The sequence below is a fragment of the Rhizobium indigoferae genome, assembly GCF_034554815.1.
Classification (GTDB): domain Bacteria; phylum Pseudomonadota; class Alphaproteobacteria; order Rhizobiales; family Rhizobiaceae; genus Rhizobium; species Rhizobium leguminosarum.
Genome location: NZ_CP140635.1, coordinates 659,365 through 685,112, shown reverse-complemented (window position 1 = coordinate 685,112; position 25,748 = coordinate 659,365). Strand labels below are relative to the sequence as shown.

Sequence of the window (25,748 nt, the reverse complement as noted above, 5' to 3'; positions counted from 1 at the left end):
GAGCATTCGGCTGATGCGGCTTGCGATTGTGCCTTCCGGTTCCCTCCCCATGCGCGTTCGGTGGCGAGCGAGTTCCTGCATGTCGAGGCCGGGATGATGGCGGCCAACGCCGCCGATCCGGCAGCGACGCCGGAGCCGGTCGCTTGCCGCATCGCAGCCATGCTTGAGATCAGGTTGAGCTTTGGCCGGGCATCGTGTAAAGCCGCAGCATTCCCGGACAAGACCCAGACTTCCAGCCCAGACTTTCAGCAAGGCGTGAACATATGGACGGCTTCGACCTCATCATCTTCGACTGCGACGGCGTTCTCGTCGATTCGGAAATTATCGCGGCGGAAGTCGAATCAGCGCTTCTCACAGAGGCCGGATATCCGATGGGCGTCGAAGAAATGGGCGAGCGCTTCGCCGGCATGACATGGCGCAACATCCTGCTGCAGATCGAGCGCGAGGCGAGCATCCCGTTTTCGGCCTCGCTGCTCGATAAGTCAGAGAAGATGCTCGACCTCAGGCTGGCGCAGGACGTCCAGGCCATTCCGGGCGTCGAATTCGCCGTCTCCAAGCTGCCGATCAAGCGCTGCATCTGCTCGAATTCGAGCACCAAGCGGCTCGACATGATGCTGACCAAGGTGGGCCTGAAGTCGCTTTTTGCGCCGAACATTTTCTCCGCCAAGGACCTTGGCCCGGACCGCGCCAAGCCGAAGCCCGACATCTTCCTGCATGGCGCAAGCCAGATGGGTGTTTCACCTGACAAGGTTGTTGTGGTCGAGGATTCCGTGCACGGCGTGCATGCGGCGCGCGCCGCCGGCATGCGCGTCATCGGTTTTACCGGCGCCTCGCACAGCTATCCCGCCCATGCCGACAAATTGACGGATGCCGGCGCCGAAACGGCAATCTCCCGCATGAACGACCTGCCAGGCGTCGTCGCCGCACTGGCGGCCTGGGACAACGTTCTCTGAGGCTCCCGAGGCGCCTCAAGCCCGCTCTTGTCAATGCGACGAATTACGGAGATCAGCTCTCCGAGCCCGTAAGCTGCACGCTATGTCAATGGGTAGCGGATCGGGTCAGCACCAGCACTTCCCCGTCGGCGGGTATCAGCAATCTGGAAGCAGGAATGCCGCGCGCCTCTGCCGCGCGACGCAAACCCTCACGGCCAATTGTTGCGTGATCGAGCGCCTCCATGTGGGTGGCAATCACAAGACTGGAGGCCGCGATTTCGCAAACTGCAATCGTTTCCTCGGCATTCATGACAATGAGGTCGCCATTCCATAACGCGCCACAGGAATGGGTGATGAGGATATCGGGACTCGTCGCGCGGATGACGTCGGTGACCGGCGGATAGAGCACGGTATCGCCAGCCCAGTAGATCGAAGGCTCGCCCGCTGCTTCGAGGCTGAAACCCATGACCGAGCCCATCTCTTCGAGAACGGGACCAAGCCCATGACTGCCTTCGCGGCGCGTGAGCGTCAGACCTTCCCAAGTCGCCATATCGGTCAATGGCGAGACCTCGGTGAATCCTGCTCCGCGAATTTCCGCTTCATCGCCAGGTTGGCAGATAATCGGCATGTGCTTCGGCACATGCTCCATCGCCACCTCATCGAAATGATCCTCGTGCAGGTGCGAGACGATCACCAGTTCCACGCCATCGAGGATTTTATCGATGCTGACAGGAAGCTCGACCAATGGGTTCGGCGAGCGACCGGCAAAAGAAGGCTGGCTGTGCTTCGGAGCGAAATAGGGATCGATCAGCACCGTGCGGCCAGCGTAGTCGAGCTTCAAGGTCGCGTTTCGGATCAACTGGAGCTTCATGGCAACATTCTCCCTGCGGCACCTGTCCTGAGATGATCGTCGCAGTTGCTGGCGTGAAATCAAGTCGGCCAGCGATCCATCGGTGCGCGGGAGACGAGATTAAAGCCGATGCGAAAAATGAGTGTTGCTTTCGATCTTTCGCGCCGATGGTTGCCCCTCACCCTAACCTTACCGGGGTGGAGGCACGTGGCTCGACCCAGTCAGAGGTGGCGGCAGCCGGATGAGGGCCGATGTCAGGTCGAAGCCCGAACTTCCTTTAGCTGCTCTTCTTGGTCTTTGCCGGCTGGGTGTCGAAGCCGACATTGACGCGCACCAGGGCGCCGGAGCCGACCGGCATCTTGATGCCGTCCTTGCGGAAGATGACCTGCGCACCCGGCGTGCCCGGCGGGATCTCGGTCGGGAACTTGGTGACCTCGGAATAAAGCACGGTCTCGCCGTCGAGGACGGAGATGCGGATCGGCAGCGTCACCGGGCCTGGCGTACCGGCCGGGCCGGCAACGAGGCGCAACTGGGCGACAACCGTCATCGTCAGGTTCGTGTCGTTCAGCGTGCACTGGCGGGTGTAATCGCCGAAGGAGGCCTGGAAGACGACCTGCTGCGGATCGTCCTTCTTGCCCTTGGCATAGGTGCGGAAGATCGCGTCCTGGTCACGCATGAAGATCTGCGGGCAGGCGCCCTGGACGACGGGGGCGACCGTGCCCTGCGCCGTCGTGGCGGTGCCGATCGAAGGATTGTTCGAAGAGGGGTTGGCGGGCGCCAGCGGCATGATCTGGGCGGTGCCGTTCGGCTGGGTCGTCGGCGCTGACGACTTGCTGTCGCCGCCTATGCCGAGCGAGTTGCAACCAGTCAGCAGGGCAAGAAAAGATGCGGAGACGATGAGACGCGAGACCTTGCCGAGCACCATATTCCATCCCTTGTACAAGCGTTTCTTGGAGGCCCCATGTCTTTTTCGCGAGGCCTTTCATGACGGTTTGCGATGGTCTATATCAGCGGCGCAAACAAAAATCGATTGGGTAAGCGCCGTTTTGATGCACTTTTCGACGCCGGATGCGGGCAAGTTCAAAAGCATACAAGCAGAGCCCTGCCCGCAGGGCGGCCCCTTTTCGATTTCCGGCCCAGATTTCCGGCAGAGCGGGCCATGGCGCGCCCGGCCGGATTTCCTCCAGCGATAGATCAAGGATGACGAACGTGGACTATATCTCGACCCGCGGCGAGGCCCCTTCCCTCGGCTTTTGCGACGCCCTTTTGAGGGGGCTGGCGCGCGACGGCGGGCTCTACGTTCCCTCGAAATGGCCGAGCTTTTCCAAGAAGGAGATCCGGGCGCTCAGGGGCAAGACCTATCAGGAGATCGCCTTCACCATCCTGTCGCCCTTCACCAATGGCGAGATCCCCGACGATACCTTCCGGGCGATGATCGACGAGGCCTATGGCACCTTCCGCCATCCGGCGATCGCGCCGCTCGTCCAGACCGGGCCGAACAGCTTCGTCATGGAGCTTTTCCACGGCACGACGCTCGCCTTCAAGGACGTGGCGATGCAATTGCTCGCCCGGCTGATGGACTATGCGCTCGAGAAGCGCGGCGAGCGGGCGACGATCGTTGGCGCCACCTCGGGCGATACCGGCGGGGCTGCGATCGACGCATTCGCCGGCCGCGAGCGCACCGACATCTTCATCCTCTTCCCGCACGGCAAGGTCTCGCCGGTGCAGCAGCGGCAGATGACGACCTCGTCTTCATCAAATGTGCATGCGCTTGCCGTCGAGGGCAATTTCGACGATTGCCAGAACCTCGTGAAGGCGATGTTCAACGACGTGGCTTTCCGCGACAAGGTCCGGCTGTCAGGGGTCAATTCGATCAACTGGGCGCGGATCATGGCCCAGATCGTCTATTATTTCACGGCGGCGGTGGCGCTTGGCGGCCCGGACCGGAAGATCTCGTTCACGGTGCCCACAGGCAATTTCGGCGATATTTTCGCCGGCTACTGCGCCAAGCGCATGGGCCTGCCGATCGACCGGCTGGTGATCGCCACCAACGAGAACGACATTCTGGCGCGGGCGCTGAAGACCGGCCGCTACGACATGAAGGCGGTCAAGGCGACGAGTTCGCCGTCGATGGACATCCAGATCTCCTCGAACTTCGAACGGCTGCTCTTCGAAGCCTATGACCGCGACGCCTCGAAGGTGCGCGCGGCGATGGAAAGCCTCAAGCAATCCAACGGCTTCGAGATCGGTGCGCAAGCGCTGAAGGCGATCCGCCGCGACTTCCGCGCCGGGCGCGCCAGCGAGAAGCAAGTGGCAGAGACGATCCGCCAGACCCATGCCGAGACCGGCTATCTGCTGGATCCGCATTCGGCGATCGGCGTCTTCGTCGCGCAGAAGAAAGAAAAGCCGAATACGCCGATGGTGACACTTTCGACCGCGCATCCGGCGAAATTCCCCGCCGCCGTAAAATCCGCCTGCGGTATTGACCCGGCGCTTCCGACGTGGCTTGCTGATCTAATGCACAGGGAGGAGCGTTTCCAGATCATCAAACCGGAGCTGAAAGCCGTTGAGACTTTTATCGGCAAGCATGCCCGCGGCGAGACGACAGCAGGCGCAGAAAGATAGCCAATGACAGTTGAGTGCACCCGGCTTAAATCCGGGCTGACAGTAGTCACAGAAACCATGCCGCATCTTGAAAGCGTTGCGCTCGGAGTCTGGATCAAATCGGGATCGCGTAACGAGACGGATAACGAGCACGGCATCGCTCATCTGCTCGAACACATGGCCTTCAAGGGCACGGCGCGCCGCACGGCCCGCCAGATTGCCGAGGAGATCGAGGATGTCGGCGGCGAAGTCAATGCCGCGACCTCGACCGAGACGACCTCCTATTATGCCCGCGTGCTCAAGGACTACGTGCCGCTCGCCGTCGACATCCTCGCCGACATCCTGACGGAGTCGGCCTTCGAGGAAGAGGAGCTGGAGCGCGAGAAGCAGGTGATCCTGCAGGAGATCAACGCCGCCAACGACACACCCGACGACGTGGTGTTCGACCGGTTCTCCGAGGTCGCCTACCGCGACCAGACGCTCGGCCGGGCGATCCTCGGCACGCCGGAGACCGTCGTCTCCTTCACGCCGCAGCAGATCCGTGGCTATCTCAGCCGCAACTACACGACCGACCGCATGTTCGTGGTCGCCACCGGCGCCGTCGAGCATGACGAATTCCTGCGCATGGTCGAGGATCGTTTCGCGAGCCTGCCGACGGCCCCTTCAGCGCCGCCCGTCATGGAACCGGCGCGTTATATCGGCGGCAGCGTGCGCGAACCCCGCGACCTGATGGACGCGCAGATCCTGCTCGGCTTCGAAGGCAAGCCTTACCACGCCCGCGATTTCTACTGCTCGCAGATCCTCGCCAATATCCTTGGCGGCGGCATGTCGTCCAGGCTCTTCCAGGAAGTGCGCGAGTTCCGCGGCCTCTGTTATTCCGTCTATGCCTTCCATTGGGGCTTTTCCGACACCGGCATCTTCGGCATTCATGCCGCGACCGGCGGCGAAAACCTGCCGGAGCTGGTGCCCGTCATCATCGACGAGCTGCACAAATCAGCCGATCAGATCCACCAGAAGGAAATCGAGCGCGCCCGCGCCCAGATCCGCGCCCAGCTGTTGATGGGTGCGGAAAGCCCGGCGGCCCGCGCCGGCCAGATCGCAAGGCAGATGATGCTTTACGGCCGGCCGATCTCCAATCCGGAGATGATGGAGCGGCTGGAGGGCATCACCATCGAGCGGCTGACCGACCTCGCCGGCCGGCTGTTCTATGACACGGTGCCGACGCTTTCGGCGATCGGTCCGTTGGAACAGCTCGCGCCGATGGAAGACATCACCGCCTCGCTTTCGGTCCCGGCGTCGAAGACGCTGCAGGCAAGCCGCTGAGCCGACGTCTGTCCTGCCGGGAGTGATCGATGCCAAAATCGGTTTTTCGGTTCCTGTCGCGGCAGCCGGAAGCGGTGGAGCTGGAGAACGACAGATATCTCCTGCGCCTGCCGCGCTATCAGGATTTCAACCAGTGGCACCGGCTGCGCGCCGAAAGCCGCAAATTCCTGGAACCCTGGGAGCCGACCTGGCGGCGCGACGAGCTGACGGAGGGCGCCTACCGCGCCCGCGTCGTCCGTGGCAAGCAGGAATATGCCTCGGGCCAGGCGGTACCGCTGTTCATTTTCCTGAAAGGCGACATGACGCTCGTCGGCGGTGTCACCATCGGCTACATCAGAAGAGGTGCGGCACAAAGCTGCATGATCGGCTACTGGATGGGCGAACGCCATGCCGGCCAGGGGCATATGTTCGCCGCCCTTCAATTGGTTATTCCTTACATCTTCGCCGGGCTTGAGTTGCACCGTATCGAAGCAGCCTGTATTCCAGATAACGCGCGCAGCATTCGTCTGCTTGAAAAAGCCGGGTTTCAACAGGAAGGCTATCTGCGCGGATATTTAAAGATCAACGGTCAGTGGCATGACCATGTGATGTTTTCACGTCTCGCCACCGATACGGATAAAGGCAGGAAAACCGACAGCCGATGACAAGAGACCGCATGCTGCCCAAGTCACCGTCCGGACGAGTGATCGCGGTGATCGCAGCCTTTTTCCTGGCGGCCTTCGCCTTCGTGGCGGGTGTTGCCCAGGCGGCCGAACCTGTAAAAATTTCCCGTGACGATACCGCGCTCGATCTGACGGCAACGACCGAGATCTACGCCAACCAGGGCGAGGCCTTCCAGGTTTCGACGGCGGCCGGCGCCGACGGCATCCGCCGCCGCATCGAGGTCAGGGCAAGCTCGGAGAACCATCAGGGCGACTGGGCGGTGTTTGCGCTCGCCAACGTCTCGGAGGAACAGCTCGAGCGTGTCATCGTCGCGCCGCATTTCCGTCTGGTCAATTCCAAGCTGTTCTGGCCGGATCTCGGCTCGCAGCGCATCAGCGCGATTACCCCGAGCGAAGGTTTTGCGCTCGATCGGCAGCCGAGCGACGAGGCCGATGTCTTTCGCATCACGCTGAACCCCGGCGCCGTCATCACCTTCGTCGCCGAACTGTCGACGCCGGAACTGCCGCAGATCTATCTCTGGGAACCGGACGCCTACAAGGACACGATCAACGCCTTCACGCTCTATCGCGGCATCGTGCTCGGCATTGCCGGCCTGCTCGCCGTGTTCCTGACCATCCTCTTCGTCGTCAAGGGCACCTCGATGCTACCGGCGACGGCGGCCCTTGCCTGGGCGGTGCTCGGCTATATCTGCGTCGACTTCGGTTTCCTCGGCAAGCTCATCAGCGTCGCTTCGGCCGATCAGCGAATATGGCGCGCCTGTGCGGAGGTGGCGCTGGCGTCGAGTTTCGTCATCTTCCTGTTCACTTATCTCAACCTCAACCGCTGGCATGCGCATCTCGGCTACGCGACACTTGCCTGGGTGCTTGGCCTTGCCCTGCTCTTTGGCGTGGCGATCTACGATCCGTCGATTGCCGCCGGCATCGCCAGGCTTTCCTTCGCGCTGACGGCGACGATGGGGCTGCTTTTGATCATCTATCTCGGCTTCAACCGCTATGACCGCGCCATCCTGCTGGTCCCGGCCTGGGCGCTGATCCTCGTCTGGCTGTTCGGGGCGTGGCTGACGGTCACCGGACGGCTCGACAACGACATCATCCAGCCCGCACTCGGCGGCGGCCTGGTGCTCATCGTGCTTCTGATCGGCTTCACCGTCATGCAGCACGCTTTTGCCGGCGGCGCCTTCCAGCAGGGGCTGTTTTCCGATCTCGAGCGGCAATCGCTGGCGCTGACCGGCTCCGGCGACATGGTGTGGGATTGGGACGTGGCGCGCGACCGCGTCGTCACCATTCCCGACGTCTCGATCAAGCTCGGCCTATCGCCGGGCGCCATGCATGGCGCGGCGCGCAACTGGCTGCCGCGGCTGCATCCCGACGACCGCGACCGCTTCCGCGCCACGCTCGACGTGCTGCTCGAACATCGCCGCGGGCGGCTGAACCACGAGTTCCGCATCCGCGCCGAGGACGGGCATTTCCACTGGCTCTTGATCCGCGCGCGGCCGGTGCTCGGCTCGAACGGCGAAATCATCCGCTGCGTCGGCACGATCGTCGACGTGACCGAACAGAAGAATTCCATCGAGCGGCTGCTGCATGATGCGCTGCACGACAATCTGACCGGCCTGCCGAACCGGCAGGTCTTCCTCGACCGGCTGCAGTCGGTGCTGGCGCTGGCGCCAGGCGGCGACACGCTGCGCCCGACGGTGATGGTGATCGACATCGACCGCTACAAGCTGGTCAATGATTCGCTCGGCGTTGCTGCCGGCGACAACATCCTCATAGCACTGACGCGGCGGCTGCGCCGGCTCTTGAAACCGCAGGACACGCTGGCGCGGCTTGCCGGCGACCAGTTCGGCCTCATCCTGGTTTCCGAGCACAATCCGGCCAAGGTCGCCGATTTTGCCGATGCGATCAGCAAGGCGATCATGGTGCCGATCAACTTCGCCAATCGCGAGATCATCCTGACCGCCTCGGTCGGCCTCGCCTCCTGGGTCGACCGGCAGGAGAGCGCCACCGGCCTGCTCAGCGATGCGGAGCTTGCGATGTACCGGGCAAAACGAGCCGGCGGCAACCGTGTCGAGCCATTCCAGCCGGCCTTCCGCGACTTCGGCACCGACCGGTTGCAGCTCGAAACGGATCTGCGCCGCGCCATCGAACGCAAGGAATTGTCGATGGTCTACCAGCCGATCGCAAGGCTGGAGGATGTCGAGGTCGCCGGTTTCGAGGCATTGATGCGCTGGGAACATCCCAAGCGCGGCAATATTCCGCCTTCCGAATTCATTCCGATCGCCGAGGCCTCCGATCTTATCGGCCCGCTCGGCATGTTCGCGCTGGAACAGGCGACCAACGATCTGATGAGCTGGCAGCACCAGACCGGCGAACTGCCGATCTTCGTCTCGATCAATCTGTCGAGCGTGCAGCTGCTCAACAACGAGCTCTATGACGACGTGCGTTCGGTTCTCGCCAAGACGCATTGCCAGCCCTCGCGCCTCAAGCTCGAACTGACGGAATCCATGGTGATGGAAAATCCGGAACAGGCCCGGCTGGTGCTGCAGAAGCTGAAGGAAGCCGGCATTGGGCTGGCGCTCGACGATTTCGGCACCGGATATTCGTCGCTCGCCTATCTCACCCGCTTCCCCTTCGACATGATCAAGCTCGACAAGGCGCTGGTGCGCGACGGCAGCGACAAGAAGGCGACCGTGCTCCGGTCGGTGATATCGATGGCGCGCGAACTTGAGATGAAGGTGGTGGCGGAGGGGATCGAATCCAACGAGGATGCGATCGAACTCGCCAAGATGGGCTGCAACTACGGCCAGAGCTACCTTTTCGGCCCGCCGATCCCTTCGGAATCGGTGCTGCGGCTGCTGCGGGACCGCTTTCCGCTGACGAAACGGGCGTGATCGGAGCGGCTGGTCTCGCAAGTTCTATGTGCGTCACGCCCGACTCGCCCGAACGCTGAGCCACCGATCATGGGGCTTTCCGACGCACAGACGTACCTCGCTGACGATCCAGCCGGCGTCTGTGAGTGCTGACCGCAGGGCAAACTCGCGCCAGTACGTCTCGACGTAGCGCCGGGGCGCTGCAGCACTGCCATGTGTGGACACATCCTCGCCATCGCCCTCTCTTACCGAGGCGTGCAAACGGCCACCGGTCCGGGTCGCCTCCGCAAGCCGTCCGAGCACCGTGCCGAAATCCTCGCGCGCGACATGAATCAGGCAGGCACAGGCCCAGATCCCGTCGTACAGCGTACCTGGACGCTGCGGGTCGGCCAAGTCTTCGGTCAGCGGGTCCAACAGGTCGGCCTCGAAGCCACTTTCGCGAAGCAGTTCGACGAAACCCTTTGAAATATCGGTGCGCCGGACGCTAATTCCCCGCTTCTCCAGCTCAAGTGCATCTCGCCCACCACCGCTTCCGATCTCCAGCACCCTGCCCGAGCCGCCCAGCTCGGTCACGAACGCATCGATCTCTGTCGCGACCCATTCGGGCATCGCCGCGGCCTCCGCAGCGTACTCCGCCGCGACCGCATCATAGGACCGCACGGTATCCAGGTCGGTGCTCATCCTAGCGCTCCTCCTTCAAGACAAGAGGCCTGATGAGCCAGAGGCCCATCAGCCCGTTGCGCCCTTCACACTTCGGCAGTTGGTGACATCGCGGGCGATTTACTTCCCAGCTTTAGCAGAAACGCGATCAGAGACGCCACCGACCGAGCCAATGCTGCCGGGCGGCAATGCGCCGTCGAATTGGTCATAGAGGCTACCTTAACGGGGCCTTGAAAGCAGACATGGCAACGGATTGAGAAGCGACATGTTTGCGCCGTAAGCGGACTTCTGCCGACCAATCGATCTTGCTCTATGCGAGTTTGGTCAGCTTTCCGAGACGGCGTTCGAGACCTGGTTTGACAACGGCTCTCCATCACTCCCATCCGAAGCATGCAGAGAACCTCTATAGGCTGTCGGAGAGCTGCCGCTCACGCGTTTGAATGCGTTGCTGAAGGCGCTCTCGGACGTATATCCAAGGGAGCGGGCCACGATCGCTACGGGCGTCTTATCCTCGCGCAAGGCGCGTTCGGCGAGGCGCATCCGCCACTCTGTAAGATAGCCAATTGGTGCGACACCCGCTGCTGTTCTGAAGTTGAAGGCGAATGATGTCCGCGACATCGCGCATGCCTTTGCGAGATCTTCCAGATGCCAGGCACGCGCTGGGTCACCATGCATCAGGCGCAATGCAGGCGCAATTCGTGGATCAGCCAGTGCGCGCAACCAACCGGCAGGTATGAGGTTCGACGTGTTGAGATGAGAGCGAAGGATCTCGATGAAGAGCAGTTGCGTCAACTGTGCCGACGCGAGCTGAGCACCCGGCTGCCCGATGTCCCTTTCTTCAATCAGCCGATCAAGAAGCCACCGGAATATTGCCGCGTGCGGCGATGACGCCCGCGTGTGAATCCATAAGGGCAGTATGTCTGCCAACAGACCGCCGCGGATCGGATCGAGCAGCACATGGCCGCCGATATGCGCAAAGTCTCCACCATCGCCGAGCGTCGCCATCGTCCTGCCGCTGCCGGAAAAGAGATCCATCGCGTCGACAGGCTCAATACTCAGGTCACTAGCGAGAACGAAGCTCCGACGTCTTGCCAGAAGACCGACGTCGCCCGTTTCAAAATGCTTAGGCTCCGCTTCGCCCTTGAGTGTAACCCAGCAACTTCCCTTGACCACGGCAAAGAACTTGATCTTGTCACGTCCTGGAAAACGGATCGCCCACGGGCCGCCAGCGGTGAAGCCACCCGTTACAACTGCTTCCGCATTCGTGAGCTTTAGTAGGTCGGAAAATGGGTCAGTGATCATTTCGTACTCTCGCGCAAGTAATCCGTATCTTCAAGCATTCACAGTACAGGCGGCTGCTCATAGCTTCCACCCACCACGCGTTCTGCAATCAAATGCGGCGCGATCTGGATACCTGTGAGGACCGATATGACTGGCGAACTTGTACTTGTGACCGGAGGCACCGGCTTCATTGCGCAATATTGCATGCTGTCTCTATTGAATAATGGCTACCGTGTGCGAACGACAATTCGTTCGCCCCAACGGCAAGCGGAGGTGCGTGAGCATCTGAGGTCTGGCGGTGTGGATGCAGGTGAACGTTTGTCGTTTGTCTTCACCGATCTCAATGCCGATCATGGATGGCCGGAAGCTGTGGCGGGGTGCGCCTACGTGATGCACGGCGCTTCGCCAACCCCGTCCGGCGATCAGACCCGCGAGGAGGATTGGATCAAGCCCGCTGTCAACGGAAACCTCAGGGTGCTGCGAGCGTCGCGTGATGCTGGGGTCAGGCGTGTTGTGCTGACATCGGCATTTGGCGCGATCGGCGTCGGCCACAAGCCCGGCTATCGGCGACCATTCGACGAAACCGACTGGAGTGACCTGAACGGCAACGTTGCGCCCTATCAGAAGTCCAAAACCCTTGCTGAGCGCGCTGCCTGGGATTTCGTTGCGCGGGAAGGGAATGGGCTGGAACTTGCAGCGGTTAATCCGGTCGCTGTCTACGGACCGGTTTTGGGGGCTGACTATTCCCATTCGATTAGGCTGATCGCCAACATGATGAGTGGGCAGCCGGGATGCCCCCTGAATGTCAACTCCTGCTGCGTAGACGTCCGCGATGTCGCAGACTTGCATCTTCGCGCCATGACCAATCCCGCTGCCAAGGGAGAGCGGTTTCTCGCCACCGTTGGCGAAAGCATCTGGATGATCGAAGTCGCAGAACTGCTGCGGCGACGATTGGGGAAAGCCGCCGCGAAAGTATCGACACAAGTTTTGACCGACGACCAAGTCCGCACCGCTGGTGAAACGAACGAGCAGCTTAAGGGGATCGTGCCACTGCTTGGATACAATATGAATTCGACCGGCAAAAAAGCCGAACACCTCTTAGGTTGGGCTCCCCGATCAAGAGAAGAGGCAATCGTTTCGTGTGCCGAGAGCCTCATCCGGCTTGGACTGCTTCGCGACTAGTTGGGAGGCGAAGCGAAGAGCCTAGCGGGTTCTTCGCTCACCATTGCGTGGTGGCCTCAATGTGACCTGATCTACTGGGTGACTTCGAACCGGGCGGGCCCTTGGTTTCCTCTGTATGATGGTAGGGGCTGCTGCTATGTCCGCTTCGAGCCGATCCTAGACGTCGGGCAGGTCGCTTGCATGTCCGTTTTCGTGTCGGGGTGTTCTAGCTGCTGGCTGTGCGCCACCGGCCCCGTAGCGGTCGTCTACCCAAGCCGAGCCGATGTCCGTTGTTGGTGCAATCCGGTCGAAGATGCGCGGCGCTGTAGAGATGCCGCCTTTGCACCGATCTACTTCGCGCCCGCGGAAGCTTACCCTTTATCGGCCGCTTGTTGAGGTCTTGAAATCAGCTATCTCAAGCCGGAAAATATCTGGAACGTTGAGGAGCACGCATGACGAAGCATCGCATCTATTCAGTCAACGTCGCCAGCGTCTATCCCCACTATGTCGCCAAGGCAGAGAAGAAGGGGCGCACGAAGGCAGAGGTCGATGAAATCATCCGTTGGCTGACGGGGCATAGCCAGCAGAGCCTGGACGATCAATTGGCTGAGAAGACCAACTTCGAGGATTTCTTTGCGCAAGCGCCTCGGATGAATCCATCCCGATCGTTGATTACGGGCGTGATCTGCGGCGTCCGCGTTGAAGAAATCCAGGAAACGACGATGCGGGAAATCCGCTATCTGGACAAATTGATCGACGAACTCGCGAAGGGGAAAGCGATGGAGAAAATCCTGCGGAAATAGCCAGTCGGGCTTGCATGAGCTCACCCAAGGCACGGGCGCAGAATCCGGCACCGCCTCGTCCAGGAATGACGAATGTTCATTGTCGCGGCGCGAGGCCATCGAGCAGGAAGTCGAGACCCTTCCTGAAGGCGCCGTCCCAATCATTGTCCAGCAGCAGACGAGAGCGCTCGATCGTTGGGTAGTCTTGGCTGAGATCTGTCAGGCGCTGCTGCGCGGCGGCCCTGTCGTCGTCCGAGAGGTCGAAGTTCGCCCGGGTGGTGGTCGCGCCGATCACAAAATTCCAGAGCGACCAGAGCGCGACGTTCAAATCAGCATCGGCGACACCGGCTCCGGACAAGGTCTTGCTCAGCAGTTCCAGGCGGCTGAGGATGTTCGGGCCGAGCGCCCGGCGCGGCAGCAGCGATGCCGACCAGGGATGGCGCAGCATGCTGGCGCGCCAGTCTTCGAGCATATGAACGACGTCGCCGCGCCAGTCTCGGGACGCATCGACTTCAGGCGGGCCGCGATATTCGAGCACCGAATCGAGGGCCAGATCGAAGACCTTTTCCTTGTTGTCGACGTGCCAATAGAGGCTCATCGCGCCCGCGCCGAGGCGATCGGCCAGCCGACGCATCTTCAATCCGTCGACGCCCTCTGCGTCCAGCAGTTCCACCGCGGTCGCCACGATCCGTTCCAGGGAGAGAGGCGGTTCATTGCGCGGCTCCTGCCCGGACTGGGGTGACACACCTGTCCGGGCAGACCCTTTGCTCTCAGCGCCGCTGCGTTTGGCTGCCATTCGTCTCCCTTTACTCATCAGACGTCGATCTAAGCCGACAATGCTGGGAATGTCGATCCTGATCGATTGACTCGTACGACGTACGATGCAATTTAAACGTACGACGTACGAGTCAATTCTATTGCGATAAAGTTCCACCCTGCAGGCCGCGAGGATCCGTTGCTCGCAGTCCTGAGAAGCCGAGAGAAAATCGTGTCAATCAAACATCTCATTATCGGAGGACTCATCATCATGACCACCAGCGTTCCCGCCGCGGCGACAGCCAATGAGGACGGTCTCAAGCTTGATATCGTCAATCCGAAAAACCTCTACGACCCCTCGCCGAATGGCTACAGCACGGCGGTGATCGTGCCCCGCCAAGGCCGGCTGGCCTACATCTCCGGACAGGGCGGCCAGGACAGCACGGGAGCCTTGTCGCCCGATTTCGCCGTCCAGGTGAAGCAGGCCTATGCGAATTTGCGCACCGCCCTCGATGCGCTCGGCGCTAGGCCGGATCAGGTCGCCAAGCTCACGGTCTTCGTGGTCGATCACGATATGTCCAAGCTTGAGGTGCTAACCAGGAGCGTCAAGGACATATTCGGCGCGTCGCTGCCGGCGCAGACGTTGATTCCCGTTCCCAAGCTGGCCATCGACCCCATGCTCTTCGAGGTCGAAGCCACCGTCGTTCTGGAATAGCGGCGCCGCCGGATCTACACAATTTCGGATTTTCCCGGTGGCGCGCCAACATCTGCTTGGCGTGCCACCTGTGCTTTTGTGAGTGGCCATTGACCAATCGCCTGCGATGTGCGCCACTCATTCCTTGTACAAGGAAAATCCCATGCTCAAGTTTCTGCTCGCCCTCTCGATGGGTGTTTTTTGCGTATCGCCGCTTCAGGCCGGCGACGTCACTCCCGTTACCAAGAGCTGCCAGCCGGGGGCAAAACAGGCGCAATGCGAGCGATGGGTCACAGATATTAAGAAAGCCGTCGAGCTGGCCTATAAAGGCGATCACGGGGCGCAGGTGACCGTTGCCTTCTGCCTGTCCACAGGTTGCCATGGTGCCGTCGCCGTCGACAAGGTCGCCTCCTGCAGCTGGCATCTCGTCATCGCCAATTCCGGTACTACAACAGTGCTTGACAGTTCGAACACCAGGATCACCTGCCGGCCGATGACGGGGGCTGAGAAAGACGAAGCCCGCGCGCTGGCGAGCGATCTCGTCCAGAAGATCTACAAGCGGCCCTTGGTTAAGACCGACCAGATGTAATCGGTTGGGGTGCCGGCTCGCAGCGCAACGCCTGCGTGAAAATAAATCTCATTGCTCTCCCGGCTTTCGCCGCTATTCTCCACGCAAAGAAAATCGCGCCAAAGAAAATCGGGCCAAAGAAAATCGGGAGGACCACGGATGATCCTGCACTGCGTATTCCTGCGGCTGAAAACCGCGATGACGACCGACGATAAGCAGTCGCTGTTTGCGGCAATCGTCGCCCTGAAACAGGTCATTCCCGGCATATTGGACATCAAATACGGGCCAAATGTTTCGCCAGAGGGACTGCATGGCGGCTTCGTCGATGGGTTTGCCGTGACCTTTGAAAGCGCCGAGGCCCGCGACGCCTATCTCGTCCATCCCGAACATGTAACTGTTGGCGAGCGCATCGTCTCGTCGACGGATGGAGGCCTTGCCGGCATCCTGGTCTTCGACCTCAATTTATGAGGGCCGCGGGCCGAACCCGCAGCCCTTGATCCTCAGCTCGATTTCGCCATGGCGGCGGCGAGCTGGTCGACATTGTACTTGAACATCTTTTCATAGGTCGGCGCCGGCCCCTTGGCGTCGGAGAGGGATTCGACATAAAGCTCGCCGCCGGGCTCGGCACCGGTTGCCTTGGCGACCTGCTTGACCAGGCGCGGATCGTTGGAATTCTCGAAGAAATAAGCTTTCACATGCTCGCCCTTGATCTGCTCGATCAGCTTGGCGACGTCGGCGGCCGAGGCCTCGCTTTCGGTGGACAGACCAAGCGGCGCCAGGAAGCTGACATTATATTCGCGGCCGAAATAACCGAAGGCATCGTGGCTGGTCAGCACCTTGCGTCGATCCTCGGCCACCTTGTCGAATTTCGCGTGGGCGTAGGCGTTCAATTCATCCAACGTCTTTGTGTACTTCTCGGCATTGGTCTTGAAGGCGGCGGCGTCCGTGGGATCGGCCGATGACAGCGCCTTTTCGATATTGGCGACCCAGACCTTGACGTTGACGGGGCTGTTCCAGACATGCGGATCGGTGATTTTTTCGCCGTCCTCTTCCATGGTGCGGGTGTTGATGCCTTCGGAAACGGTGACCGGCTTGCCCTTATAGCCCGAGGCGGTGATCAGCCGGTCCATCCAGCCCTCCAGCCCCTCGCCGCTGACGAAGGTAACCTGCGCCGCGTTCAAATTCTTCGCATCGGCCGGCGACGGCTCGAATTCATGGGGATCCCCGTTCGGCCCGACGAGGCTCGTCACCTTGATGTGCTCGCCGCCGACCTGTTTCACAACATCGGCAAGCACGGTGAAGGACGCCACAACCTTCAGCGTCTCGGCGGAGGCGGGCATGGCCGACAGCGCCATCAAAGCGGGGATTGCTGCGGAGAGAAGCAGTCTGTGCGATGTCATCGAAGTCTCCCTTGGGATCAGCCCTTCAAATGTGGGCGGGGAAAGAAGCGCCGGGCCAGGCCGGAGGGCGCGAAAAGAATAGAAAGGCCGTAGAGGATCGCCGCCGTCATGATGATCGTCGGGCCGGAGGCGAGCTCAAGATGGTAGGAGGCGATCAGGCCGAGATAGCCGGATGCGGCGGCACTTGCGGCTGATATCGCCATCATCACCGGCAGGCTGCGCGACCAGAGCTGGGCGACGGCTGCCGGCAGCATCATCAGGCCGACCGCCATCAGCGTGCCGAGCGCCTGGAAGCTGGCGACGAGGTTCAGCACCACGAGCAGCAGGAAGAGCACGTGATAGACCGGCCCGCGCCCACCGACGGCGCGCAGAAAACCCGGATCGAAGCATTCCGCCACCAGCGGCCGGTAGATGAAGGCGAGGATAACGAGCGTCAGCGAGGTGATCGCGCCGATCAGATAAAGGGCGGGCGCATCGATCGCCAGGATGGTGCCGAAGAGCACATGCAGGAGATCGATATTCGAGCCGCGTAGCGAGACAATCAGCACGCCGAGCGCCAGCGACGCGAGATAGAAGCTGGCAAAGCTTGCATCTTCCTGCAGCACGGTCATCCGGCTGACGGCGCCGGAAAGCAGCGCCACCGACAGGCCGGCGATCAGCCCGCCGAGGCCCATCGCCGTCAGCGATAACGAGCCGGCGACGAGGTAACCGATGGCGGCCCCCGGCAGCACGGCATGGCTCATCGCGTCGCCCATCAGGCTCATGCGCCGCAGCATCAGGAAGACGCCGATCGGGCCGGAGCCGAGCCCGAGGCAGAGGCAGGCGACGAGCGCGCGGCGCATGAAACCGTAATCGGCAAAGGGCGCGAGGAAGAGATCGTAGGCCGTCATGCCGCCGGCGCCTCTTCAGGTGCGCAGGCATTCGCATCTTCGTCCCAGCGCTCGGCCATTGCGCGCGCCTTCAGGAGATTGACGGAGGACATGACGTCTGCGGTCGCGCCCCAGCCGACAAGTTCGCGGGCAAGCAGCATGGTTTGCGGGAAGTGGGCGCGGACGAGCTCGAAATCGTGCAGCACGGCAATCACCGTGCGGCCCTCGCCGTGCCAGCGGGTGACGATATCGATGAGGTCCCTGGTCGTGCGGGCATCGATTGCCGTAAACGGCTCGTCGAGCAGGATGATGCCGGCATCCTGCAACAGCAGGCGGGCAAAGAGCACACGCTGGAATTGGCCGGCCGAGAGAGACCCGACATGGCGCCGGCCGAAGCCCTCGAGGCCGACGGCCGATAGCGCCTCGCCCGCCCTTTTCACCTCGGCGGGCGCGATGCGGCCGAAGGCTCCCGTCTTCTTCCAGGCACCGAACATGACGGTGTCGATGACCGAAATCGGAAAGCGGCGGTCGATCTCCGCCGCCTGCGGGAGGTAACCAAACTCCGTCCGCCCCAGCCGGTGCTCGACCCTGCCTTCGGCGGGACGAAGCTCGCCCATGATCGCCTTCAAAAGCGTCGACTTGCCCGCCCCGTTCGGCCCGGCAATCGCCGTCAGGCTGCCCGAGACGAATGCGCCGGAGACATGATGGACGGCGGGATGCCTATTATAGGCGACGGTCAAATTCTCCAGACGGATCAGCGGCGTCATGGCAAGAGAACCGCCCAGTGGATCGCCAGCCAAAGGATTGATATGACCAGCGCCATGCCAATCACCCTAGATAAAGCCGACTGTCCCAGCAGGCTGACGGAGGGGCGGTCGGGGCTCGGGGGCATGGCGCATCCTACAATGTAATAACATTACGGTTATGTTATAACGATTGCGGCGAGATTGAGGCGAGGCTTGTGCATGACACTGATCCGCTCGGTTTCAGACGTTCCACAGCGTTTAACCCGGGAGATTGCCGCTTGCCCCTCATCCGGCTGCCGCCACCTTCTTGGATGACAGGAATGTAGGATACTAACGCTTCCGGGCGGGTGGCCGCCCGCCCGGAAGCTGGTTGTCGGATCGTCACCTTCTTAGCCGTTTGGGGCTGTGGGGAGCAGGATCGCAACCGGCTCTTCATCTGGCCCGTGTGGTTGCAGGAACCTTGGGGTTCGTATCCAAGACAGGGACGACGAAGATGACAGATAATAGCATGATCTGTGCCGGAATCGATGTCGGCAAAAGCCATCTCGACATTGCCATCCATCCCGACGACGCAAGGCTGAGGGTGACGTACGACACCGCTGGTCTGAAGGCGCTTGACGCTTTCCTTCAAGAGCATGACGTCAGTCGCATCGGCTTCGAAGCCTCCGGTGGCTATGAATGGCGGCTGATGGTGCATCTGCGGGCCGGCAAGCGACCGGCGGCGCGTCTGCAGCCAGCGCAATTGCGGTTCTTCGCCAAGAGCCGGCTTCGGCGGGCAAAGAACGACCGGCTCGATGCCGCGCTGATTGCGCTCTTCACTGCAAGTCTCGAGCAGTTGCCGGCACTGCCGGACGCACGCTTCGACAGGTTGGCGGCCGAACTGACCTATGTGGAACAGATCGAGCAGCAGATCGCGCTGGTGAAGACCTTTGCCGAGACCGCCTTGTCGGAGGCCGTCAAACGCCGTCACGCGCGCGAGATCGCCCGGCTCGAAACCTGCCGCAAGGCCCGTCTGCTGCGGCTCGAAAAGACGGTTCGCGACGATTGTGACCTGGCCCGGCGGCTCGATCTGCTGATCTCCATCAAGGGGATCGGGCTGCGCAGCGCGCTGTGCCTGATCATTCGGCTGCCCGAACTCGGCCATGCCGGCCGTGCCGAGATCGCCGCCCTTGCCGGCGTCGCACCCTATGACGACGATAGTGGAAAACATCATGGCAGACGCCGCATCCAGGGTGGCCGCGAACGCCTGCGCAAGAGCTTGTTCATGTGCGCCTTCACGGCAACCCGGCACAATCCGGATCTCGCGTCGTTCTATGCGCGCTTGCGCAGCAACGGCAAGGAACACCTGTGCGCCGTCATAGCCGTCGCCCGCAAACTCATCATCCTCGCCAATGCCATCCTCATTCGAAACACCGAATGGACGCCACAATACCAGCAAAATTGAAACATGGTTGCTCCCCGAGGGGCGAAGAGATTTGCCGCGACCTCTCCGTTCCTCGCTCGCTCTCGCAGGGCTCGACCCCTCGCCCCGTTTACGGGGAGAGGGTTAGGGTGAGGGGCAGCCACGCGCGCCAACCGGACAGTCGTGGCTCAGGGCTTGACCCGAGGATCTACTCTCGCCTCCATCAGCACCGGACATGGATCCCAGGCTCAAGGCCTGGGACGACGGAGGTTTGGGGCGCGTTTCTGCCAAACTCCCCAATGGGCGCCCTTTAGCCCGCAGGCGGCGATTATCAACACCATCTACTGTGGCGCGGTTCAGTCGGGGTTCTTTTGCCTGAACGTGCGGCCGAGCTCCCTCGCTGTTGGACATTAGCCAATCCGCATCCCCTCGAAAGCGATAGCCGCTACATGCCGAAACGACTGTGGAAACCCTGACCCCTGCATCGTGCTCGAGGAAGGGCAAACTACCCTAGGCCCATACCCTCAGCGCCCGCTCCATCCGGTCGGCGGCATATGTGACGAGATAGGCGATCACCATGTAGATGACGACAGCGATCAGGAAGGCTTCGAGGTAGTAGAAGTTCAGCGCCGCGGTCAGCTGCGACTGTGCGAAGATGTCGACGACCTCGATGGCAAATCCGAGAGACAGCGCCTTCATGATCACCATGATGGAGTTGGCAAGATCCGGGATGGCCGCGACGATGACCTGAGGCAGCATCACCCGGCGGAACACCTGGCTGCGCTTGTAGCCCAGGGAGTAGGCCGCATCGGCCTGACCGTTGTCGAAAGAATTCAGTGCGCCCTTCACGACTTCCGCCTGGAAGGCTGCGACGCAGGCGGTCAGGGCGACGATGAGCGTGATCCAGTTCGGCGTCGAGTGACCGTTATAGTCCATGCCGACGAGCGAGGTCAGGAACTGCAGCGTCGGCGGCAGGCCGTAATAGGCAAGGAAGATCACGATCACCATCGGAACACCCTTGAAGACGACCTTGTAGGCGACGACCAGTTCCCGAAGCAGCGGGACCCGCCGATATTCCACCATCGCAAAAAGGCTGCCGACGATCGTAGAACAGATGAAGATTCCAAGCGCCATGGCGAGCGTCACCGGGACCGCGCCAAGGATATCCCAGAGATCGGGCAGAAGGACTTCGGAATCGAACATATGATGACCTCCTATTCGATCAGACGCTTGCCATCATGGTGGCCTTGGCCGGTGTGGTATTGGGCGCAAACTTTGCGTTTCGCGTTTCGAAAAAGCGCACGACCATCCATGCCACGAGGCATAGCAGCGAATAGATCACCGCCAGCACAAGATAGGTCTCGAACTGGTACTGGTTGTAGTCGCGCTCCATGACGAGATGGGCGGTCGCCATGACATCCGCGGCGCCGATGTACATCACGAGTGCGACGTTGTGAATGAGGTAGATGATCGAGTTGCCGTAGCCTGGCAGGGCGATGTGCACCGCCTGGGGTCCGACGACACGAAGGATCTTCTGAAGGAAGGTGTATCCGAGACTGTCGGCAGCGTCGTGCTGACCGCGTTCTACGGCGAGGTAGGCTGGCCGCAGAACCTCGGAAAGATAGCCGCCATGGTAGAGGCTGAGGCCGACGATCGCCGCGACATTCGGGGACACGAAGTCCTCGACCTCGAAAAGAGCGACGACCAGCGGCAATCCGTAGAAGGCGACGAACAGTTGCAGCACGACGGGGACGCTCCGGGCATAGGACACGTAGAGGTCGGCCAGTTGGCTGAGAACCGGTATCCTGCGCACCCGGAACGTCGTCGCAATCAGCGCCAGCAGGAAGCCGGCGATCATGGCCGTGAACGTGATCGCAAGCGTCAGCGGCAATGCCTTGAGCAGCTCGGGGATCATGATGGAAAGGTCCACTTGGGAACACTCCTTGTTTCAAATTCAGCCTTGATCGTCGGCCCTGCCTTGGGCGTTACTTCATGTAGGTGGTGATGTCCTCGCCGAACCATTTCTGCGAGAGCTTGGCCAGCGTGCCGTCGGCCTTGAGCTCCTTCAGAGCCTTGTCGATGTCTTCGGAGAGCGCCTTGTTCTCCTCGGAGCGATGGATCAGCACGAAGGTGTTGTTGATCGCGACCGGCTCGCTTGCCTTAACGTTGAGCTTCTGCTGGTCGATGACCGTCTGCTCGCCGAGGTTCGACGGCAGAACCAGCGCGTCGTATTTGCCGTTCTCCACCTCTTTCAGGCGATCCGGATAGGGAATGCCGGCGCTGGAGGCGGTGATCTCGATCTTGAAGTCGGGGTTCTTTTCCTGCCAGGCGGTGGCGAATTTGTAGATGCCGCCGCCGGCCGTCACCGGCACGATCTTCTTGCCGACCAGATCCTTCATCTCGTTGATGCCGCTGTCCTTGCGGCTGTAGATCTTGATCAGGCTGGCGCCGATCGGGCTTTCCGGAATGAGGAACTGCTTTTCGCGAGCGGGCGCCCGGTAGTAGCCGCCGGTCGCGATGTCGTATTTTCCGGTCGCAAGGCCGGTCTCCTGAGCGATGTCGGCAGCACCCTCCATCTCAAATTTGTACTGGGGCAGCTTGGCGTTGATCGCCTTCAGGACGTCGGGTTCGTAACCCTGCGGCTCGACGCCGATGGCACCCCACGAGAGCGGTTTGGATTCGGCAGCCGTGGCGATCTTGATGGTGCGCACGTCCTCAGCATGCGATTGGCCCGCGGTTGCGAGGGCAAAGGCAACGCCGGCGACAGCGAGGCCGAAGGTGCGGCGGGAAGTCGACTTGATGGAAGACATGTCAGGCATCCTTTCTTTACTGGATGGAGTGTTCGGAATTCAGGAACTGGGCAAGGCGCGGGTTGGAGGGCGTGTCGAAGATCTCGGCAGGGCTGCCTTGAGCGGCGACAACGCCCCGATCCATGAAGACGATGCGGTTCGAGATGTTCTTTGCGAACTGCATCTCGTGGGTGACGAGGAGCGAGGTGATGCCTGACGACGTGACGTCCCTGATCACCTTCAAGACCTCGCCGACGAGTTCGGGGTCGAGCGACGACGTCGGTTCGTCGAAGAGCATGACGTCCGGCTTGACGGCCAGCGCACGCGCAATGCCGGTTCGCTGCAGTTGGCCGCCGGACAGCTGGGACGGGTAGCTGTCGATCTTGTTCGAAAGGCCCACCCGCTCAAGCTCCTGCAAAGCGATCGAACGCGCCTCGTCCTTCGACTTGCGCTGCACGACGACGAGCGGATCCATCACGTTCTGAATGACGGTCATGTTCTTGAAGACGTTGAACTGCTGGAAGACCATCGCCGTCCGCAGCCGGATCGCCTGGACCGCGGTGCTGTCCGGCTTCCGGTAGTCCATCCTGACCTGATCGAAGGCGATCGTGCCGGAGGCGGGCTTGGCCAGATAGTTGATGCACTTCAGCAATGTCGTCTTACCGGTGCCGCTGGGGCCGATGATCGACACCACGTCGCCGCGGTTCACCGAGAGATCGACACCGTTCAGGACCTGGGTGTTGCCATAGGACAGCTTTAGATCTTTGAGCTCAAGCATTTCGGGTCGATGTCCTTTCGGCAGATAGGTCGGAGAGCGTCGTGGTCTCGTCGTCGGCCCACTCGTCTCCGAGCAATTCGGGCGTGTCGAACGCCTGGAGATCGGCGAAATGACGCTCGCGGTCGGCGACGAACAACGCCCTGACGATGCCGCGGGCAAGCCGGTCGGCGCCTTCGCTGATCGCGGGAATATCGCCCGTGAGCTTGCCGTGGCTGAGCGTGGCGGGGAAATTGAAGCAGTGGATGCGGGCCAGCGCCGGGCAGGCGCCCGGCTCAGCCTCGAGGAACTCGAACGCGTCGCCGAGGTCCGGCGAGGTTTCAAGCTCGTCGTTTCGCATGTCGGCGGGCACGGGAAAGCGGTCGCGCCAGAGACGGATATGCGATGCGACGGGGCCAAGTTCCGGCCGGTTCGTCAGGTCGACCTTGAAGCCGGTGCCGAAGATCAGGAAATCGACGGGATAGCTGCCTTTCGGCGTCGTCACGACGATATGATCGCCTTCCTTTTGCAGCCGGTTGATCGGGCTTGCGAGATGGAGATGGGCCTGCGGGAATGCGCTGACACGCAAGACGCTCGGACGCGGCGGCGGCGTTTGCGAGCGCATGGCGTAGTCGAGAAAGCGCCACTTCCAGTCATCCGGCAGACCGGCGAAGCCGTGCACCACGCCCTGGCTGCCGATGCCGGTGAATTTGTTGATCCGTGGCAGGTCGGTCCTGCGCACGAACAGGTCAAGCCGGGCGGCGCCTGCCTCGAGCGCGGTGGCGGCGTTGTCCATCGCCGAGGCGCCGGCGCCGACGACGCCAACCCGTTTGCCGCGCAATGCGGCGAAATCGATTTCGTCGGCGGTGTGAGCCCAGAACTTGCGATCGACGTCATCGGCGATCGGCGGCACGAAGGGGCCGCCCAGGCCGTCGCGGCCCGTCGCCAGCACCACATGGCGCGCGATTGCCGTTTCGGTCCGGCCATCGTGACGGCAGACGATATCGAGCAGGCCGTCGGCGCGCGGACGAATGGCCTCGACGGTGACCCCATTGCGCACCGGCAGGTCAAGCACGCGCCGGTACCACACCAGGTAGTCCATCCATGTCTGACGCGGCGCCCTGTCGAGCGCGATCCAGGCATTGCGGCCGTGCAGCGCCTCGTAATAGGCGCGGAAGGTCAGCGCCGGCAGGCCCATCGCGGGCCCGGTCAATTGCTTGGGAGAGCGAAGGGTTCGCATCCTGGCGAAGGTGACCCACGGCCCCTCGCTTCCGGCAGGCGCCTTGTCGAGAACGACGTGGTTGGCGACGCCGAGCCGCTTCAGCATGGCGGAGGCGACGAGTCCGGCCATACCAGCGCCGATGATCACGATGTCGACGACCCCTTGGCCATCGACGAGGCGGGGCGGAACCCAGGATTTGGCCGGCAGCTCCAGCCAGGCAAGGTCCTGCCGCAGGCGTGCCTCGAGGGCCTCGAGACTGTTCGGAAACGTCGAGAGGTCGCTCATGACGGTACGTCCTCGGTCATCGGGCTACCGCCGTAGACGGTGTCGGCCAATGCTTCGACGCCGCCTGCGTCATGCAGCCGGCACCCGGGCATCGCCAGGGCCACAGCGCGCGCCGCATCGATGACGGCGGCGACCGTCGGGGTCAGCGGCATCGCGGCCGGCGAGATGGCGCCGAACAGGAAGGGGATGGTGTGGTCGAGGACGCGCATCACGATCCCCTCGAGCGGAACGCCGGAGACCGTTGCCGGCTCGACGATGGCCGCTCCCAGTCCGGCCCGGACCATGGTGAGGCCCGTCAGCGAGGCGTTGACGTCGATCATCCGTTGCGGCGCGACGCCCGCCCGCTCCAGCGCTTCGTCGATGCGGTGCCGCAACCGGTAGGGATTGGCGAGCGTGATGATGCGGCGCTCGGCGAGATCGGAAAGACGCACCACGTCATTGCTGGCGAGTGGGTCGTTCGCGGCGAGCGCAACGACGCAGGGCGCTTCGGCAATCCAGTGCACGTCGAGACCGGGATGTTCCAGCGGCAGGCTTGATATGCCGAAGTCCGCCGAGCGGGCGAGCACGGCCTGCACGACGTTCTCGGCCGCCAGCGCCTGCACATGGAGATGACGCGGTATCAGGTCCGGCGCGACGGCCGCGATCGCCTGGGGCAGAACGCCGGCCGCAAGTGAAGGCGTGGCCGCGATTGTCAGCGACGGCGGCTCATCGAGACCGATGGCGTTCGCTCGTTCGCGGATGTGGGCGAGGCTCGCAAGATGGCGCTCCACCTCGGCGTGAAAGAGGAGACCGCGCGCGGTCGGGCTGATGCGCGGACCGCTTCGGTGCAAAAGCGCATAGCCGATATCGGCTTCCAGATCCTGGATCAGCCGCGTGACCGCCGGCTGCGATCGTCCAAGCAGCCTTGCCGCCCCGGTCACGCTGCCGGCGGACATCACCGCTGCGAAGGCTTCAAGTTGCCTTATATCGAAAGAGTTAGAATGCATAGTGGACATCAAACACTCTCCTTCATGCCAGTAAAGCATGACAATTCTCATTTGACGACTGGCAGTAGATAAAAAATTCACATCGAATGCTGTTTATCATTCCAGTTTGACATAATGAGGCGTCAGGCCTACCTAGGGCTTATGTCCTTTGA

25 protein-coding genes are annotated in these 25,748 nt (G+C 61.8%); 11 read left to right on the top strand and 14 right to left on the bottom strand.

Annotation, left to right across the window (positions count from 1 at the left end; translation table 11 throughout):
• Positions 1-263: 263 nt before the first annotated feature.
• Positions 264-953, top strand: coding sequence for an HAD family hydrolase (locus U5G49_RS03390; RefSeq protein ID WP_193444384.1), 690 nt, complete (start codon positions 264-266; stop codon positions 951-953).
• Positions 954-1,038: 85 nt separating this feature from the next.
• Here the strand turns inward: U5G49_RS03390 and U5G49_RS03385 are convergent, their stop codons facing one another.
• Positions 1,039-1,803, bottom strand: coding sequence for an MBL fold metallo-hydrolase (locus U5G49_RS03385; RefSeq protein WP_193444385.1), 765 nt, complete (start codon positions 1,801-1,803; stop codon positions 1,039-1,041).
• A 256-nt stretch (positions 1,804-2,059) separates the two neighbouring features.
• Positions 2,060-2,707: a hypothetical protein gene (locus U5G49_RS03380; protein ID WP_018449237.1), complete on the bottom strand. Its 648-nt coding sequence runs from the start codon at positions 2,705-2,707 to the stop codon at positions 2,060-2,062.
• A 275-nt stretch (positions 2,708-2,982) separates the two neighbouring features.
• Between U5G49_RS03380 and thrC the strand changes: the two genes are divergently transcribed.
• The 4 genes from thrC to U5G49_RS03360 are packed head-to-tail and all read left to right on the top strand — an operon-like array spanning position 2,983 to position 9,262.
• The gene (gene thrC / locus U5G49_RS03375) at positions 2,983-4,407 is read left to right on the top strand and encodes a threonine synthase (RefSeq protein ID WP_193444386.1); all 1,425 of its coding nucleotides are present in this window, start codon (positions 2,983-2,985) and stop codon (positions 4,405-4,407) included.
• Between the two features lie 3 nt (positions 4,408-4,410).
• The gene (locus U5G49_RS03370) at positions 4,411-5,709 is read left to right on the top strand and encodes a M16 family metallopeptidase (RefSeq protein ID WP_026231110.1); all 1,299 of its coding nucleotides are present in this window, start codon (positions 4,411-4,413) and stop codon (positions 5,707-5,709) included.
• A 29-nt stretch (positions 5,710-5,738) separates the two neighbouring features.
• A complete protein-coding gene (locus U5G49_RS03365) occupies positions 5,739-6,353 on the top strand; it encodes a GNAT family N-acetyltransferase (RefSeq protein ID WP_018245151.1) in 615 nt (204 codons plus the stop codon).
• Complete coding sequence (locus tag U5G49_RS03360; RefSeq protein WP_130715783.1) at positions 6,350-9,262, top strand: sensor domain-containing phosphodiesterase; 2,913 nt, start codon at positions 6,350-6,352, stop codon at positions 9,260-9,262. Before U5G49_RS03365 ends, U5G49_RS03360 begins: the two co-directional genes overlap by 4 nt.
• 33 nt (positions 9,263-9,295) lie before the next feature.
• Here the strand turns inward: U5G49_RS03360 and U5G49_RS03355 are convergent, their stop codons facing one another.
• Positions 9,296-9,922, bottom strand: a complete 627-nt coding sequence (locus U5G49_RS03355; RefSeq protein WP_193444387.1) for a class I SAM-dependent methyltransferase — start codon at positions 9,920-9,922, stop codon at positions 9,296-9,298.
• A gap of 303 nt (positions 9,923-10,225) precedes the next feature.
• On the bottom strand, positions 10,226-11,203 hold the full coding sequence (locus tag U5G49_RS03350) for an AraC family transcriptional regulator (RefSeq protein WP_193444388.1): 978 nt from the start codon (positions 11,201-11,203) through the stop codon (positions 10,226-10,228).
• A 126-nt stretch (positions 11,204-11,329) separates the two neighbouring features.
• Here U5G49_RS03350 and U5G49_RS03345 point away from each other — a divergent pair, with 126 nt between their 5' ends.
• Together U5G49_RS03345 and U5G49_RS03340 are read left to right on the top strand one after the other, a co-directional pair.
• Positions 11,330-12,364, top strand: a complete 1,035-nt coding sequence (locus U5G49_RS03345; protein WP_193444389.1) for an SDR family oxidoreductase — start codon at positions 11,330-11,332, stop codon at positions 12,362-12,364.
• Positions 12,365-12,795: 431 nt separating this feature from the next.
• Complete coding sequence (locus tag U5G49_RS03340; RefSeq protein WP_284200606.1) at positions 12,796-13,146, top strand: DUF2200 domain-containing protein; 351 nt, start codon at positions 12,796-12,798, stop codon at positions 13,144-13,146.
• A 76-nt stretch (positions 13,147-13,222) separates the two neighbouring features.
• Here U5G49_RS03340 and U5G49_RS03335 read toward each other — a convergent pair whose 3' ends face one another.
• Positions 13,223-13,921 carry a TetR/AcrR family transcriptional regulator gene (locus U5G49_RS03335; RefSeq protein ID WP_193444391.1) on the bottom strand — a complete coding sequence of 233 codons (699 nt, stop codon included), beginning with the start codon at positions 13,919-13,921 and terminating at the stop codon, positions 13,223-13,225.
• 231 nt (positions 13,922-14,152) lie between these two features.
• Between U5G49_RS03335 and U5G49_RS03330 the strand changes: the two genes are divergently transcribed.
• The 3 genes from U5G49_RS03330 to U5G49_RS03320 all read left to right on the top strand — a co-directional run bounded on the left by U5G49_RS03330 (position 14,153) and on the right by U5G49_RS03320 (position 15,611).
• The gene (locus U5G49_RS03330; RefSeq protein WP_193444392.1) at positions 14,153-14,596 is read left to right on the top strand and encodes a RidA family protein; all 444 of its coding nucleotides are present in this window, start codon (positions 14,153-14,155) and stop codon (positions 14,594-14,596) included.
• A 142-nt stretch (positions 14,597-14,738) separates the two neighbouring features.
• A complete protein-coding gene (locus tag U5G49_RS03325; protein ID WP_246288940.1) occupies positions 14,739-15,164 on the top strand; it encodes a hypothetical protein in 426 nt (141 codons plus the stop codon).
• Between the two features lie 138 nt (positions 15,165-15,302).
• Positions 15,303-15,611, top strand: a complete 309-nt coding sequence (locus U5G49_RS03320) for a Dabb family protein (protein ID WP_065277994.1) — start codon at positions 15,303-15,305, stop codon at positions 15,609-15,611.
• A 32-nt stretch (positions 15,612-15,643) separates the two neighbouring features.
• Here the strand turns inward: U5G49_RS03320 and U5G49_RS03315 are convergent, their stop codons facing one another.
• The 3 genes from U5G49_RS03315 to U5G49_RS03305 are packed head-to-tail and all read right to left on the bottom strand — an operon-like array spanning position 15,644 to position 18,179.
• Positions 15,644-16,543: a metal ABC transporter substrate-binding protein gene (locus U5G49_RS03315; protein ID WP_193444394.1), complete on the bottom strand. Its 900-nt coding sequence runs from the start codon at positions 16,541-16,543 to the stop codon at positions 15,644-15,646.
• A gap of 17 nt (positions 16,544-16,560) precedes the next feature.
• A complete protein-coding gene (locus U5G49_RS03310) occupies positions 16,561-17,433 on the bottom strand; it encodes a metal ABC transporter permease (protein WP_018449256.1) in 873 nt (290 codons plus the stop codon).
• Positions 17,430-18,179: a metal ABC transporter ATP-binding protein gene (locus tag U5G49_RS03305; protein WP_193444395.1), complete on the bottom strand. Its 750-nt coding sequence runs from the start codon at positions 18,177-18,179 to the stop codon at positions 17,430-17,432. The genes U5G49_RS03310 and U5G49_RS03305 overlap by 4 nt, the downstream gene beginning before the upstream one ends.
• Positions 18,180-18,651: 472 nt before the next feature.
• Here U5G49_RS03305 and U5G49_RS03300 point away from each other — a divergent pair, with 472 nt between their 5' ends.
• Positions 18,652-19,602, top strand: a complete 951-nt coding sequence (locus tag U5G49_RS03300) for an IS110 family RNA-guided transposase (RefSeq protein ID WP_049735019.1) — start codon at positions 18,652-18,654, stop codon at positions 19,600-19,602.
• Positions 19,603-20,070: 468 nt separating this feature from the next.
• On the opposite strand, the gene U5G49_RS03295 is transcribed toward U5G49_RS03300, so the two are convergent.
• Genes U5G49_RS03295 through U5G49_RS03270 form a run of 6 tightly spaced genes read right to left on the bottom strand, consistent with a single transcriptional unit; the run spans position 20,071 to position 25,605 of the window.
• Positions 20,071-20,763 (bottom strand): amino acid ABC transporter permease, encoded by a 693-nt coding sequence (locus U5G49_RS03295; protein ID WP_193444430.1) that lies wholly within the window; start codon positions 20,761-20,763, stop codon positions 20,071-20,073.
• Between the two features lie 19 nt (positions 20,764-20,782).
• Entirely contained in the window at positions 20,783-21,490 is a 708-nt protein-coding gene (locus U5G49_RS03290) for an amino acid ABC transporter permease (protein WP_193444429.1), read from the bottom strand.
• Between the two features lie 55 nt (positions 21,491-21,545).
• Positions 21,546-22,370 (bottom strand): amino acid ABC transporter substrate-binding protein, encoded by an 825-nt coding sequence (locus U5G49_RS03285; protein ID WP_193444428.1) that lies wholly within the window; start codon positions 22,368-22,370, stop codon positions 21,546-21,548.
• 16 nt (positions 22,371-22,386) lie between these two features.
• Positions 22,387-23,127, bottom strand: a complete 741-nt coding sequence (locus tag U5G49_RS03280) for an amino acid ABC transporter ATP-binding protein (protein ID WP_011650774.1) — start codon at positions 23,125-23,127, stop codon at positions 22,387-22,389.
• Positions 23,120-24,610, bottom strand: coding sequence for an NAD(P)-binding domain-containing protein (locus U5G49_RS03275; RefSeq protein WP_193444427.1), 1,491 nt, complete (start codon positions 24,608-24,610; stop codon positions 23,120-23,122). Before U5G49_RS03275 ends, U5G49_RS03280 begins: the two co-directional genes overlap by 8 nt.
• Positions 24,607-25,605 (bottom strand): LysR family transcriptional regulator, encoded by a 999-nt coding sequence (locus U5G49_RS03270; RefSeq protein ID WP_193444426.1) that lies wholly within the window; start codon positions 25,603-25,605, stop codon positions 24,607-24,609. The genes U5G49_RS03275 and U5G49_RS03270 overlap by 4 nt, the downstream gene beginning before the upstream one ends.
• Positions 25,606-25,748: the final 143 nt, after the last annotated feature.